The sequence below is a fragment of the Nocardia sp. PLKS1-43 genome (assembly GCF_059510335.1).
On record NZ_JCAJZQ010000001.1, the window covers coordinates 346,349 to 360,498 of the forward strand.

A 14,150-nucleotide genomic window follows, 5' to 3' on the forward strand; every position below is an offset into this window, starting at 1 on the left:
TGCGTATGGCGGGTAAGAGCATCGACCTGGACCGGGCACTCGAACTCACCGGGACCGGCGATCTGTGGTTGTTCCGGGGACATTCGGCGGCGGACCGGGCGATTCGGATGACCACGAACAGTCCGGTGAATCACGTCGGCATGGTGATCGCGATGGACGATCTCCCGGTGCTGATCTGGCATGCCGAACTCGGAAGATCGTTGCCGGACATGTGGTCCGGCCACCATCAGCGCGGCGCGCAGTTGCACGATCTGCGAGATGCGGTGCTGGTCTGGGTGAATCGGTACGGCCAGCGCGCCTGGCTGCGTCAGCTCGATCGTCCGGTGACGCGCGAGATGGAGGATGCCGCGTTGCGCACGGTGGCCCGCCTGGACGGGCTGCCGTTCCCGTCGACCTCCACGCTGGCCGCGCGCTGGTTCGGCGGCCGGCTGGCCCGGGTCCGGGGCGGAAAGCGCGCGGTGCGGGGCGATTCGGTACCGGGACAGGATCTGCGCAGCGCCTACTGCGCCGAGATCGTCGCCCTGACCTATCAGTCCATGGGCCTGCTGCCCGAGCGACGCGCGAATTGGTATGACCCGGGCCGGTTCTGGAGTGGCGATACGCTGCGGCTGAACCAGGGCTACCACCTCGGCGGCGAAATCCCGATCGACGTTCCGGCGAGCTGATGAGCGGACCTCTCGCCGATCCGGAGTCCGTGCCCGCCGAGGTGCGTGCGTATCTCGCCGAACTCGTGCGGCGAACAGCCGAACTGTGCGGATCTGAGCTGGTGAGCGTGTTCGCCGTGGGGTCGATCGCACTGGGCGACTACCGGCACGGCCGCAGCGATATCGATGTCACCGTTGTGGTGGATCCGGCGTTGCCGGATTCGGCGGTGCGGGCGCTCGCCCATTCGCTCACCGACCTGCCTTGCCCCGCCGCGGGCCTGGAACTGGTCCTGTACGATGCCGATTTCGCCGCTCGGCCCTCCGCCGAGGCGGGATTCCGCCTGAACCTGAACACCGGGCCGCTGCTGCGATATCAGGCGACCTACGAGGCGTCGCGGTCACCGTCGTTCTGGTTCGTGATCGACCGGGCGATCGGATATCAGTCCGGGAGACTGCTGTTCGGCAGGCCGGTGCAAGACGTGCTCGCGCCGCCCGCGCGCGAAGACCAGCTGGCCGCGGTTCTGGAGTCGGTCCGCGACCATTCGCGCGGCGAGGGGCATCTGGCCGACAACCGGGTGTTGAACGGCTGTCGCGCGATCGTGTTCTGCCGGACCGGTCGATGGGTCGCGAAATATATCGCGGGACAACGGGTAAAGGACTCCGAGCCGCATTTCCGGCCGCTCGTCGACCGCGCGCTGCGCAGTTTCGAGCGGCCGCGCTCGGAGGCATTCGAGCTGCCTGCGGACCAGGTGCGCGATTTCCTGGACCGGGTTCGTGAAATCGTCGAACGAATGGCACGCCCGGACGGCGGACGCGGGACCGTCCCGGCGCACGGCGGTGACCCGGCGTGAGCGCGCCTCGGTATCCGGTTGCGGGGCAGGGGAATACGAGCGTCGGCGCGGCCGACCGGGCAGCATGGACGGCGATGCCGCACACACTCGCCGATATCCTGCCGTCCGTCGCCGCGTCCTTCGGCATCGACACCGCAGCCGCGTTGCAGCTGGTCCCGCATCGCGATGTCGTGCTGCTGCTGATCGATGGACTCGGCGCGCAACTGCTTGCGCGGCACCGCGATATCGCGCCCACGCTGGCCGATCACCTCTCCGCGACCCTGACCGCCGGATTTCCCGCGACGACCTCGACCAGTCTCACCAGCCTGGCGATCGGCGCGCCGTGTGCCACGCACGGCGTCATCGGTTACAGCTTCGCGGTGCCGGACGCCGGTGGTCCCCGCCTGCTCAATTCGCTGCGCTGGCGGCTCGATACCGCCACCGGAGCCGACGCCCTGCACACCCACCCGCCCGAGACCGTGCAGCAGCGGCCCAGCCGGCTACAGCAGCTCGCGGCGCACGGCGTCGCGGTGCACTACGTGGTTCCCGGGTATCAGCGTGATTCGGGGCTCACCCGGGCCGCTTTCCGCGCCGCCGGAACGGTGCACCCGGCCGCGACGCTGGACGAGCTGCGGGGCGGAATCCTCGCGGTCGCCGGGCATTCGGGCACCGAATCACGTTTCGCCTACGCGTATTTCGCCGATCTCGACGCGACCGGCCATCTGCACGGCCCCGAATCGGCGCAGTGGCTCGATGTGCTGGGCCGCATCGACGCCTGCGTCGCCGACCTGCTGGGCGAACTCCCGCCGACGTGCTCGCTGCTGATCACCGGCGATCACGGAATGATCCTGGCGGACAACGTGATCGACCTGGACTCGCGCGAGCAGCTGCACCGCGACGTGCGGCTGGTCGGCGGCGAGGCGCGGGTGCGGCACGTCTACCTGGACCGCCCCGCGGCGCTGGCCGACGTACGGGACCGGTGGACCGCTGAATTGTCCACGCACGCACGGGTGGTCGGCCGGGAACAGGCGTTGGACGAACACTGGTTCGGCCCGACGCCGCCCGGCGAGGTCATCGCCGCGCGCATCGGCGATCTGATCGCGGTCGCACAGGGCGGGACCGTGCTGGTGCGTCCGGGATGCGAGCCGATCGAGTCGACGCTGCCGGGACATCACGGGGCCTGGACCGCCGATGAGCAGCTGGTGCCCCTCATCACCACCGCCGGCGCGGTGTCCGGGCGCGTGAGCACGAGCTGACGGGGGACGAACGCGACACCGCGCCGCGAGACCTGAAGGCGCAAACCGCTGCGGCGGGACAGGATTCGCGCGACGACGAGTGCGGCGAGCGCGGAGACCGCACCGCAGGCGAACAGGCCCATCCGGGGTCCGTACCGTTCGGTGACCCAGCCGACGATCGGTCCGCCGATCGGGCTGCCACCGGTGAACACCATCATGTACAGCGACATCACCCGCCCGCGCATCGACGCCTCGGTGGCCAGCTGCACCATCGAATTGCTCGAGGTGTTGAACGTCATCCCGATCAGGCCGACGATCGTCAGGCCCGCGGTGAACACCCAGTACTCCGGCGCGAACGCGGTGACCGCCTCGAGCACGCCGAAGCCGACCGCGGCGAGCACGATCATCCGCAGCCGCGTCCTGGTGCGCCGGGACGCCAGCAGCGCGCCGACCAGTGAACCGGCCGCCAGCGCGGTGTTGAGCAGACCGTATCGCCCGGCGTCGATGTGGAAGATGTTGTACGCGAACCCGGACAGCACGGTCGGGAAGTTGAATCCGAACGTCCCGATGAAACCCACCAGCACGATCGGCCAGATCAGTTCCGGCCGCGCCCGCACGTAGCGCAGGCCCTCGAGCAGTTGGCCCTTCTCTCGCGGCACCCGCGGCATGATGTGCAGTTCGGCCGGGCGCATGAGCAGCAGCCCGCCGATCACGGCCGCGAAGGAGAGGGCGTTGATCGCGAAGGCCCACCCCGAGCCGACCGCGGCGATCACCGCACCGGCCACCGCGGGCCCGATCAACCGGGCGGTCTGGAAGTTGGCCGCGTTGAGGCTGACCGCGTTGCGCAACTGTCCGCGCGAAACCATCTCCGAGACGAAGGTCTGCCGGGTCGGGTTGTCCACCACCGTGACCATGCCCAGCAGCAGGGCCAGCAGGTACACGTGCCATACGTGCACCGTGCCGGTCAGGGTGAGGATCGCCAGGATCGCGGCGAGCAGGCCCATCACGGCCTGGGTGAGAATCAGCAGCCGACGTTTGCGGAAGCGGTCCGCGATCACCCCGCCGTAGAGGCCGAACAGCAGCATCGGCAGGAACTGCATCGCGGTGGTGATGCCGACGGCGAAAGCGCTTCCGGTAAGGCTGAGTACCAGCCAGTCCTGTGCGATGCGCTGCATCCAGGTGCCGGTATTGGAGACCACCTGGCCGAGGAAGAAATAACGGTAATTGCGGACCCGCAGCGAGGTGAACATGCCCACCCGCGAGCGGGCGGGCGGTACGAGTTCGGTGCGGTCCGGATCAGTGGTGCGGGTGTCGTGGGTGAGGTCCTTCTCGTCGCGGTCGCTCGATGTCACGTACTGCCTCTCCGGGTCGCGATGTGCTCGGCTCGCGGCGTCGGAAGAGTTCGGCAGTCACAGCTGCGCGAGACGTTCCAGCACCGGAGCGGCCGAACGCACCAGCGCCCACTCCTCATCCGTGAGCTCGCCGACCAGGTCCGCCAGCCAGGCGTCCCGCAGTCGGCGGCTCTGCTCCAAGATCTCCGCCGCGGGTCCGGTGGCGATGACGAGCACCTGCCGCCGGTCCTGCGGATGTGGTTCGCGCCGGACCAGCCCCTTGTCCTCCAGCAGCGCGATGATCCGGGTCATCGACGGCGGCTGCACGTGCTCCTGGCGGGCCAGCTCGCCCGGGGTAGCCGGGCCGGTGCGGGAAAGAGTTGCGAGCACCTGCATCTCGGTCGAGCTCAGGGAATGTTCGACCCGTTGATGACGCAGGCGGCGAGCGAGCCGCATGACCGCCGCTCGAAGCGTGGTCACCGTGGCGAGATCGCCCTCGGAAGTCCTTCCACCCACGCTTATTAGTTTACCTTATTAGAGCACCTAAGTTGATTCGGGTGGCGGGTGACGGCCGTCTCGGGCACGGTCCGTTCGGGGCGCGGGCCGGCGATACGGGAATATAGGACGCATGAGTGATATGCCCGCCCTGTTCACGATCGACGACGAGGGGCGCTACGTCCCGGAGAAATGGGCGTACGGCCGTTGGGGAGCGGACATGCTGAACGGCCCGGCGATCTGCGCCGCGGCGGCGCGGTCGCTCGAGCGGGCCCACGGTCTGGACGGTTTCATCCCGGCTCGATTCACCATCGATCTGTTCAAGGCGGCCAAGGGACAGCCGCTCGAGGTGCGGACCGAGGTGGTGCGCGCCGGACGCCGCGTCCACGTCGCCGCGGCCACGGTGTTGCAGGGCGATGTCGAGGTCGCCGAGGCGCGGCTGGTGCAGTTGCGTGCCGCCGACGCGCCTCCGGGCGAGGAATGGCATTCGGACGCTTCGTTCGATCCGCCGGCCGACGCGGGCCTGGACTGGTGGCATCGCAGTGACCACGACTGGTCGACGAGCATGGCGGACCATCAGAACTCCGGGCGCAAGAGTCTGTGGATCGTGCCGCTGAACGCGGTCGAGGGTGAGGAGCGCAGTCCGTTCGTGCAGGCGGTGACCGCCGCGGAGTCCACCAGCCTGGCGACCAACTGGGGTTCTCAGGGCGTCGGGTACATCAACGCGGATCTGACCGTCGGGCTCGACCGGCTCCCGGTGGGCGACCGGATCGGCCTGCGCGCCGAGACGCATCTGACGGCCAACGGCCTGTCCGTCGGCACGGCCACGCTGTTCGACTCGACCGGCCCGATCGGCACCGGGATGGTGACCGCGGTGTCGAACGCGGCAGCGCAGATCGACTTCTCCGGCGACAAATAGCTTTCACGGGCCCGCTGACCGGCTGATGGCGGCGGTCCGGGGTCAGCGCCGGACCACTCCCTCGGATCAGGTTCGCCGGTGAGTGGCGCGGTCGCGGGAGTCGTAGTCCTGACGGGCCTGATCGACCTTGTCCAGGTTGACCGACCATTCGGCGAGTGTCGCGAAAACTGGTGCCAGACTGCGTCCGAGCGCGCTGATCTCGTACTCCACCCGGGGTGGGACCTCGGCGTGACAGGTACGCACGACCAGCCCGTCGCGTTCCAGTTGGCGAAGCCGCTGCGTCAGGACCTTGGGTGTGATCGTGGTGATGCGGCGTTCCAGCTCGCTGAACCGTTGTCGCCCGAACTCGTTGAGTGTCCACAGGATCGGCGTGGTCCAGCGGCTGAAGAGGAGATCGACCACCGGAGCGATCGGGCAAGCCAGTTCCGGAGGGACCTGCGATGTGGTCTCGGCCACATGGGCCTCCCTTTCCTCTAGGTACCTACTAGCTCCTGGATAGTAGCGTCGCTCGAACCACGTCTGAATACGGAGAAGCACATGCCTGTCGCACCCGTCCTCGACTCGACGATCTTCTACCGGGAGATCGGCACCGGTGTGCCGCTGATCTTCCTGCACGGCAACCCCACATCCTCGTACCTGTGGCGGCACATCCTGCCGGCCGTCGGCGACCCCGGCCGCAGGCTGGCGCCCGACCTGATCGGGATGGGGAACTCGGGCAAGCCGGATATCGCCTACACCTTCGACGACCACTCCCGATACCTCGACGCCTGGTTCGACGCCCTCGGCCTGGACGATGTCATCCTGATCGGGCACGACTGGGGCGGCGCACTCGCCTTCGACTGGGCCGCCCGCCATCCCGGGCGGGTGCGCGCCATCGCGTTCACCGAGACGATCGTGAAGCCGATGTCCTGGCAGGAATTCCCCGAAGCCGGGCGTGAACTGTTCGAATCCATCAAGACCCCGGGCACCGGCGAGGCGATGATTCTCGACCGGAACATGTTCATCGAGATACTGCCCGGCAGCGTCGCGATCCCCCTCACAGCGGAAGATCTCGACACCTACCGCAAGCCCTACCCGACGCGCGAGAGTCGCGTACCCCTGCTGCGATGGGCGCGTGCCATGCCGCTGGGCGGTGAACCCGCCGACGTCGTGGCCAGAATCGAGCGGTACGACGACTGGCTGGCGACCAGTGCCGAGGTCCCCAAGCTGCTGCTCGCCTTCCAACCTGGCCCCGGATCAATGATGGGACCAGGGCTCAACGCATGGTGCGCCGCCAACATCGCCGGTCTCGAAATCGCCGAAGATGATCTCATCGCCGGCCACCACACCCCGGAAGATCGACCCGAAGCGATCGCCACCGCCATCGCCTCCTGGCTGGACAAGCACAACCTGCGAGCAGATGGCGAAAGATAGCCGCAGCTGTCCATGTCCAAGCAAGGGTCGCTGACCGACTCCCCGGCTCCACCCGATACACGACCCGCCTGAATAAAAACAGCACGGCGACTTCGGGTTTCGCCAGCAGGACGCAGTCGGCTGCCGCGACCAACCGCCGACGGCGGAGGCTCGAAACGAAATAATCACGGCCACAACGATTTACCCGATGCTCCAGGATCAACTCCCGGGGCATCACGGAGCTGGCGCCGGAACCCCGTTGCACTGCACCACTACCACTGGAATCCACTGTGATCGAGTGACCGAGCACCGAGCCGGACAGTCCGCGCACGATCACGAGCATGCGTGCAGCGCAACGGTGGGCTGAGTCTGCCCCCGGGCGTCGTCGCCCGGGGGCAGGCCGTTGTTCACCCTGTCCCGGCCGATTTGTTCGAGGTGGGCGACCTGCAACTGCTGTGCGACAGTGGCTTTCGGTGGGCTAGCCGAGGCGCAGGGCTCGGGACGCGGCGTCCCGGGCCGCTCGGCGGTCGGTTTTGCCGCCGGGGCCCACGTCGAGCTGATCGACCGGAACGACGTACTCGGGGAGGTACTCCGCGCCGACGCCCTCGGCGCGGAGCCCGGTCGCCAGCGTTTCGGTGGTGAGTTCGGCGCCCTCGACGAGAACGACCACCGCGCAGACGCGTTCGCCGAAGATCGGGTCCGGCACGCCGACTACCGCGACATCCGATACCGCCGGGTGGGCGCGCACGAGCCGTTCGATCTCCACGATCGAGATGTTCTTCCCGCCGCGGATGACGAAATCCGCTGTGCGGCCGACTACTCGGACACGGTCGGCGTCGTCGACCTCCACGATATCGCCGAGCAGCATCCAGCCGTCGTCGGTGAACAGCTCCGCGTTCGCGGCCGGATCGTCCCAGTAGCCGGGCGAGACGAGCGGCCCGCGCACCGCCGGCCGGCCGCGGCGCGGGCTGCCCGCGGCGTCGGCGCCGGAGTCGTCGATGATGCGCACGTCCATCGAGGGCAGCAGGTGACCGCAGGTGCGCAGGCGGGTGTCGAGGTCGTCGTCCAGAGTGGTCCGGCTGACCGCGCCGGACTCGTTCGACCCGTAGAATTGCAGAACTCTCGCGCCCGTGCGCTGTTCGAAGGCGAGCGCGTCGTTGTAGGGGACCGGCTCACCGCCGGTGTAGAGCACCCGCAGGCCGGACAGGTCGTGCCCGCCCGCCGCCTCGGAGCGCAGCAGCATCTTGAATTGTGTACTGACGCAACATAATACCGTCGCCCTCTCACGTTCGATCAGCATCGCTGTCTCGGCCGGGTCGAACCTGGCGGTGAGCACGGCCGGGATGCCGAGCAGTGCGGGCAGGAAGTGCGCCGACCACAGTCCGAAGCCGTACGGAGCCGGGACGACCGAGCAGATCACATCTTCGGGGCCGATCCGCCCGCCGGACATCGCTTCCCGGGCGAACGCGACCCAGCGGCGTTCGGTGTGGGTGACCACCTTCGGCAGTCCGGTCGTGCCGGAAGTGGAGTTGAGTATCGTGACGCTCGAACCGGTGAAAGGTTCGGATTCGTGCGCGGTCTCGTCGCCGGCGAGCCGGTGCCGGGTGATGTCGGCCGACTCTTCCTCGAGCACAACGACATTCGCTGGTGTGATGTCGTATTCCCGCAATTCGGCGAGTAATTCCCGCCACGAACGCCCGCGAATCGACTCGACGGTGACCAGCGTCGAGGCTCCCGCCCGGCCCATGACGTGTGCGATCTCGCGCACTCCGGAGCGAATCGCGATCGCCGCCGCGATCCGGTTCGCCCGGTACGCCCCGCACAAGGCGGCATGGATGACGCCGGTGTCCGGCAGCAGCAGGGCCACGGGAGAGTTCGGAACGGTCTGCCGCAGTCGCGTGGCGATGTCCTCGGCGAACCGGTCGTATTCGCGCCACGTCATCGATCGTTCCGCGGTCACGAATGCGATGGCGTCCGGGATCTGCGTTGCCCATGCGCGCACGAGTTCGCTGACGCACAGATCCGCATACAGCTCGGGCGTGCGCGCGAACCCGCCCGGCCGGAGCGAATCCCGCCGTACCTCGCCATCGGCCATCACGATCACCTCACTACGTCAGCGCCGCACCGCCCTCCGGGAGTATTTATCCCGGGGCGCCGCGATCCGTGCGGATGCCGAACGATCACCGCCCAGCACGATACCGCTGCCCTGATCGGCCGCCCGAGACGCACGTCGGCCGATCGGGAGCTGAGTAGTCGCGGCCTGCGACAGCAGGACGCGCCGCCTGTGCCGGATTCGGTGGTCAGGCCACGCTGGAAGCTTCGCAGGGGCGGGCCCTTGTCGGGTGACGTCGGCTCGCGGGCGATCCGGCGTGGCCGTCCGTTCAGCCGGCGCCGTTCGCCGATCGCTGGAAGCGCAGCGTGATCATCTGGAACGGCCTGAGCCGCAGCCGAACTCGGGAGTTCTCTGCGATCGCCGAGGTCTCGTCGGCGACGGGACGCTCGAGCAGATCGCAGATCTGGAATCCCGAGGTATCGAAGCCGGGCGTCACCAGGGCTGCGGCGCGGCCGCCGTGCCCTTCGTACACCCTGAGCACGATATCGCCGCTGCGGTCGTCGGCGAGTTTGACCGCGCTGGTGACGACGGCGTCATTGTCGATGGTGAACAGCGGTGCCACCGGTTCGGCCACACCGCGACGCGGCGTGGTCAGATTGATGCGGTAGCCCTCGCGCACCGCGTCGCCGATCGTCGCGCCGGGAATCAGCCGGTGCGCGAAGCGATGTGGGCCCTGATCGGCCTCGGGATCGGGGAAGCGGGGCGCGCGCAGCAGCGAGGCCCGCACGGTCGTGGTCGTTCCGGAATCGGGCCGGACCGCGCGCGTGACGTCGTGACCGTAGGTGCCGTCGTTGACCAGGGCGACCCCCCAGCCGGGTTCGGCGAAATGGACGAAGCGGTGGTTGCACGCCTCGAATTTCGCGTACTCCCAGCTGGTATTGGTGTGGGTGGGCCGGAACATGTGCCCGAACTGGGTTTCCGAGGCGTAGCGGTCGGCGTGGATGTCCAGGGGGAAGGCCAGTTTCAGGAATTTCTCGGTCTCGTGCCAATCGATGTCGGTCTCGATGTGCAAGGCGCCGTCCCGCAGGGACAGGGTCTGCTCGACGGTGGACGAACCGAACGAACGGCCGATCCGCACCACCGTGCCCACTCTCGAATCCGGCTGTACCGCGACGAAATCCACGTCGGTGAGGTCGGTGACCCGGTTGCGGTGGAACACGTCCACATCCCAGGCGTCCCAGGCGTTGGGCAGATCCGGGTGCAGTTGCAGCAGATTCGCGGCCGCGCCGGGCGGGATCGTCTCGCGCCGGCTCGCCAGATCGTAGACCGAGATCACCAGCCCGCGCACATCCACCTCGACCCGGAGCAAGCCGTCGTTCAGGACGTAACCGCCCTCGGCGCGCTTGGTCACCGCGCACGGCCGGTGCGGTTGCGCCGGGCCCGCCGCCCCGGCCGGGATCGAAAACCATTCGTGCGGAGTGGGATTGAACAGGTTCGGCCCGGCCTCCCGGCCGCCGAGCGTCCACTGCGCTTGTTCGATCAGGGCCGACAGTTCGCGCGACACCTGCGTGTGCGCCGCCTCGGTCTCGCGATGCACCCACGCGATGGACGATCCCGGCAGAACGTCGTGAAATTGGTGCAGCAGCACCGTCTTCCAGATCCGTTCCAGGTCATCGTACGGGTAGGCCGCACCGGCGCGCACCGCCGCGGTGGCGGCCCACAGCTCGGCCTCGCGCAGCAGGTGTTCACTGCGCCGGTTCCCCTGTTTGGTCCCGGCCTGACTGGTCAACGTGCCGCGATGCAGTTCGAGGTACAACTCGCCCACCCACACCGGGGGATCGGCGTATTCGGCCTCGGCGCGGTCGAAGAAGGCGGCGGGCTCGGTCCACACCACCTTCGGTGCGCCCTCGAGATCTCGCATGCGAGCGGCCTTGGCGATCATCTCGCGCGTCGTCCCGCCGCCGCCGTCGCCCCAGCCGGTCGGGGCCAGGGACGTCGACGCGCGGCCCTTCTCCTTGAAATTCCTTGCGGCATGGGCGAGTTCGCGTCCCATCATGGCACAGTTGTAGGTGTCCACCGGCGGGAAATGGGTGAAGATCCGGGTGCCGTCGATTCCCTCCCACGAAAAGGTGTGGTGCGGAAACTGATTCGTCCGGCTCCAGGAGATCTTCTGGGTGAGCAGCCGGGTACATCCGGCCGCGCGGATGATCTGCGGCAGCCCGGCGGCGAACCCGAACGTGTCCGGCAACCACACCTCCCGGCTCTCGATACCGAACTCGTCGAGGAAGAATCGCTTGCCGTACACGAACTGTCGCGCCATCGCCTCCGAGCCCGGCATATTCGTATCCGCCTCGACCCACATGCCGCCGGTCGGCACGAACCGCCCCTGCGCGACGGCCGCGCGCACCTTCTCGTAGACCTCGGGCCGATGCCGGGCCAGCAGGTCGTACTGCGCGGCCTGGGACATCGTGTAGATGAATTCGGGCTCGTCGGCCAGCAGTGCGGACATGTTCGCGGCGGTGCGGGCGATCTTGCGCACCGTCTCGCGCAGCGGCCACAGCCACGCCGTGTCGATATGCGCGTGCCCGACGGCGCAGACGGTATGCGCCGAGGGCACGGCCGGGGCGGCGAGCACCCGGGTCAGGCAGGCGCGGGCCGCGGCGGCGGTGCCGTTCACGTCCTGCAGGTCGATCGCGTCCAATGCCCGTTCGATGGCCTGGACGATGTCGTAGCGCCGGGCCGGATTGTCGGGCATCTCGTGCATCAGCTCGCCGAGCACCTCGAGATCCTGGACCAGCTGCCAGACCTCCTCGTCGAAGATCGCCAGATCCAGCCGCCCCAACCGGTACTGCGGCTCGTCACCGGCGGTGGTCCGGTCACCGAGCGGCGTCGGCCCGGGAAACGGCACGACCGGGTTCGAGGCCGCCTCGACATGCAGCACGACATGCTCCCCGGCCACCGCCCGCGTCGCCACCCGGACCCAGTTGTTCTGCGGGTGCAGCCCTTTCACCGGCGAACCGTCGGGCCGATAGACCAGCCCCTCGCACTGGAATCCCGTCATCCCGGGGTCGAAGCCGAGGTCGATGATCGCCTCGACCGTCCGCCCGGCCCATTCGCCGGGCACCGTCCCTTCGACGGTGAGCCAGCTGGTTCCCCACGGCGCGCCCCACCGCGCGCCGGATTCGATCGGCGTGCGCGGTGCGGCCAGACCCTCGGCGACCAGGACGGGTTCACCGGGCGCCACCCAGATGCTCGCGGTGAGCGGCCTGGACTCCGGATGGATCGCCGGGGCGATCCGTTCGGCGAGGACGCGCGCGAGGCGGCCTTCGATCAGCAGGCGGTCATCGTGCATGGCGCTGGCTCCCATCGGACCGAGGACGTGACGAACCTTGCGCCCTCATTGTCCGGTGAGATGGTGAATTCCCCGTGACGCATGGTGAATTCCGTTGGGTGCCTGCGAGTTCCGAAGGTGCTGCTCAGCCCTGCTGACCGTTGCCGAGTCCGGTGGCCGCGCCGAGTTCGTAACCGACGACCCCGCCGAAGATGCCGACGGGAACAGCGGTGAACACCGCTCCGGCCACACCGCCCACCACCGCGCCGACGCCCGCCCCCGCCAGGGCGCCTCCGATGATTCCCGCCGGCGCGCCCATCCCCAGGGTCGGAACGGCCAGGGCGATACCGCCCGCGACCCCGCCGATGGTCGCGCCGATCGCACCCCCGACGATCGCTCCCGGCACCGCCCCGAGCACCGCTGCCGGGATTGCTCCCACAGCCGTGCCGATGACAGCGCCGGCGGTCCCGCCATTCACGGTCTGCTGGGTGACCCGGTCCGAAAAGTTGCTGTCGACGGGGACCGGGCGCAGCCCGCCGATCCGTACGGATCCGGGCGAGTGCGGATGCTGCCGGTCGATCGCTCGCGCGGGTTCCGCAAGCCGAGTCGCCCGGTGATTGTCGTGGATCGCGTGGTCACCGCTCGGGGGGAGGACCGGCGCGGCGATGCCGTAGTGCACCAGACCGAGGTTCCGCACGATCGCCGGGACTGTCGCGCGCGGGGGTATGGCGTGCTGTACCGCGCTGGTCCAGAGCTGATCGACCGGCGCGGGAGCCGGGAGGCTCGGCTGTGCCGCGGCGTTGCCCGCGGCCCCGGCGCAGCTCACCACGACCGCTACCGGTATCGCGCCGAGGGCGGGCAGCATGGCGCGTCGCCACGCGCTGGGCTTGGAGTGCTTGGACCGACGAGTCATGCGAACACCCTCTCGCTGGAGTCGACTGGGAACAGCTCTGTGGCAATCGGTTTATCGAACACACGCGCCGGGACGACGGCCCGTCAACGGAAGTAGGACGCGTAGTTGCCGAAGGGAACCTGGCCGCTGGGGCTCGCCTTGATGGCGTCGGCGACCTGGGCGGGAATGGGCGCCCAGTGCGCGGGCATCTGGGCGGCCAGGGCCGGGTTCAGGACGTAGATCAGGGCGAAGTTCACGATCCACAGCGGCGGAGCCATCGACATGCCGACCTCGGATCGCACCCCGCCGCTGGTATTGGTCACCAACTGGGACGAACCCGAAAGCTGTTGCGCCACAAAGCCGTAAGCGGCTTGTTTCGAGTAGGCCGAACGATAGAGCGCGCCCAGGCTCCGCTCCGCGCTGTTGTCGCGCAGCCAGGTGCCGACATAACCGCCCGGCGCGATCAGGGTGTTCACCTGCCTGGTCGGCGCGTCGGCGTTGGCCGGGCTCTCCAGCATCCCGGCGGGGTTCACGTACAACCCGTAACTGGCCAGCACCGACGGCGTATTCTTCCCGTTGACCTGCGAATACAGCGGCCGGCCAACGGTATTGGTGAGAATCTGGACGCTGGCGTCGATGACATCGGCCGCCTGGCGGTTGCCGCCGACCCCGCCGCCGGTGCTCAGGTCGTGATACTGCTGCTGGGTCAGCGCGTCGGCCCTGCCGAGGCCGATCTGAGCGGCGATCGCGTCGGCTTGCGCCTGACCGAGCGGTTGATTGAGCTGGTTCCGGCCCGTCATCTGCGTCGGTGCCACCTGCTGGTAGGCGGGCGCCCCGGCGAAGGGCACCGCGAACCCGGTGTCGGCGTTATTCGCCACCGGTTCGCCATCGGCCGTCCGGGTGACCGCCAAGGAGAGCAGACACGTACCGATCACTGCCAGTACCGATATGGTTCCGCGCCGGGCAAACGATCCGGCCCGCCGTTCGGGGGCCATTGACCAGTTGATTTGCATATGTCCACCTCTCGG

Annotated in this window: 12 protein-coding genes; 5 read left to right on the forward strand and 7 right to left on the reverse strand. The window is 68.6% G+C overall.

Annotated features, from left to right (window positions below):
- Positions 1 to 5: 5 nt before the first annotated feature.
- From AC5WS7_RS01640 to AC5WS7_RS01650, 3 genes are read left to right on the forward strand one after another with little or no spacing between them, the layout of a single operon-like run.
- Complete coding sequence (locus AC5WS7_RS01640; protein WP_495952526.1) at positions 6 to 665, forward strand: hypothetical protein; 660 nt, start codon at positions 6 to 8, stop codon at positions 663 to 665.
- The gene (locus tag AC5WS7_RS01645) at positions 665 to 1,495 is read left to right on the forward strand and encodes a nucleotidyltransferase domain-containing protein (protein ID WP_495952527.1); all 831 of its coding nucleotides are present in this window, start codon (positions 665 to 667) and stop codon (positions 1,493 to 1,495) included. The genes AC5WS7_RS01640 and AC5WS7_RS01645 overlap by 1 nt, the downstream gene beginning before the upstream one ends.
- Positions 1,492 to 2,730, forward strand: a complete 1,239-nt coding sequence (locus AC5WS7_RS01650) for an alkaline phosphatase family protein (RefSeq protein WP_495952528.1) — start codon at positions 1,492 to 1,494, stop codon at positions 2,728 to 2,730. The genes AC5WS7_RS01645 and AC5WS7_RS01650 overlap by 4 nt, the downstream gene beginning before the upstream one ends.
- On the opposite strand, the gene AC5WS7_RS01655 is transcribed toward AC5WS7_RS01650, so the two are convergent.
- Both AC5WS7_RS01655 and AC5WS7_RS01660 read right to left on the reverse strand, forming a co-directional pair.
- Positions 2,646 to 4,061 (reverse strand): MFS transporter, encoded by a 1,416-nt coding sequence (locus AC5WS7_RS01655; protein ID WP_495952529.1) that lies wholly within the window; start codon positions 4,059 to 4,061, stop codon positions 2,646 to 2,648. The genes AC5WS7_RS01650 and AC5WS7_RS01655 overlap by 85 nt on opposite strands.
- A gap of 57 nt (positions 4,062 to 4,118) precedes the next feature.
- Entirely contained in the window at positions 4,119 to 4,556 is a 438-nt protein-coding gene (locus AC5WS7_RS01660) for a MarR family winged helix-turn-helix transcriptional regulator (RefSeq protein WP_495952530.1), read from the reverse strand.
- Positions 4,557 to 4,668: 112 nt separating this feature from the next.
- Here AC5WS7_RS01660 and AC5WS7_RS01665 point away from each other — a divergent pair, with 112 nt between their 5' ends.
- A complete protein-coding gene (locus tag AC5WS7_RS01665; RefSeq protein ID WP_495952531.1) occupies positions 4,669 to 5,454 on the forward strand; it encodes an acyl-CoA thioesterase domain-containing protein in 786 nt (261 codons plus the stop codon).
- 66 nt (positions 5,455 to 5,520) lie between these two features.
- Here the strand turns inward: AC5WS7_RS01665 and AC5WS7_RS01670 are convergent, their stop codons facing one another.
- Positions 5,521 to 5,910: a winged helix-turn-helix transcriptional regulator gene (locus tag AC5WS7_RS01670; protein WP_495952532.1), complete on the reverse strand. Its 390-nt coding sequence runs from the start codon at positions 5,908 to 5,910 to the stop codon at positions 5,521 to 5,523.
- Between the two features lie 63 nt (positions 5,911 to 5,973).
- Between AC5WS7_RS01670 and AC5WS7_RS01675 the strand changes: the two genes are divergently transcribed.
- On the forward strand, positions 5,974 to 6,867 hold the full coding sequence (locus AC5WS7_RS01675) for a haloalkane dehalogenase (RefSeq protein ID WP_495953707.1): 894 nt from the start codon (positions 5,974 to 5,976) through the stop codon (positions 6,865 to 6,867).
- Between the two features lie 457 nt (positions 6,868 to 7,324).
- Here the strand turns inward: AC5WS7_RS01675 and AC5WS7_RS01680 are convergent, their stop codons facing one another.
- From AC5WS7_RS01680 to AC5WS7_RS01695, 4 genes are all read right to left on the reverse strand, one after another.
- Positions 7,325 to 8,941: a class I adenylate-forming enzyme family protein gene (locus AC5WS7_RS01680; protein WP_495952533.1), complete on the reverse strand. Its 1,617-nt coding sequence runs from the start codon at positions 8,939 to 8,941 to the stop codon at positions 7,325 to 7,327.
- Positions 8,942 to 9,227: 286 nt separating this feature from the next.
- The gene (locus AC5WS7_RS01685) at positions 9,228 to 12,251 is read right to left on the reverse strand and encodes an alpha-mannosidase (RefSeq protein WP_495952534.1); all 3,024 of its coding nucleotides are present in this window, start codon (positions 12,249 to 12,251) and stop codon (positions 9,228 to 9,230) included.
- A 124-nt stretch (positions 12,252 to 12,375) separates the two neighbouring features.
- Positions 12,376 to 13,143, reverse strand: a complete 768-nt coding sequence (locus AC5WS7_RS01690; protein ID WP_495952535.1) for a hypothetical protein — start codon at positions 13,141 to 13,143, stop codon at positions 12,376 to 12,378.
- A gap of 83 nt (positions 13,144 to 13,226) precedes the next feature.
- Positions 13,227 to 14,117 carry a hypothetical protein gene (locus AC5WS7_RS01695; RefSeq protein ID WP_495953708.1) on the reverse strand — a complete coding sequence of 297 codons (891 nt, stop codon included), beginning with the start codon at positions 14,115 to 14,117 and terminating at the stop codon, positions 13,227 to 13,229.
- Between the last annotated feature and the right edge of the window lie 33 nt (positions 14,118 to 14,150).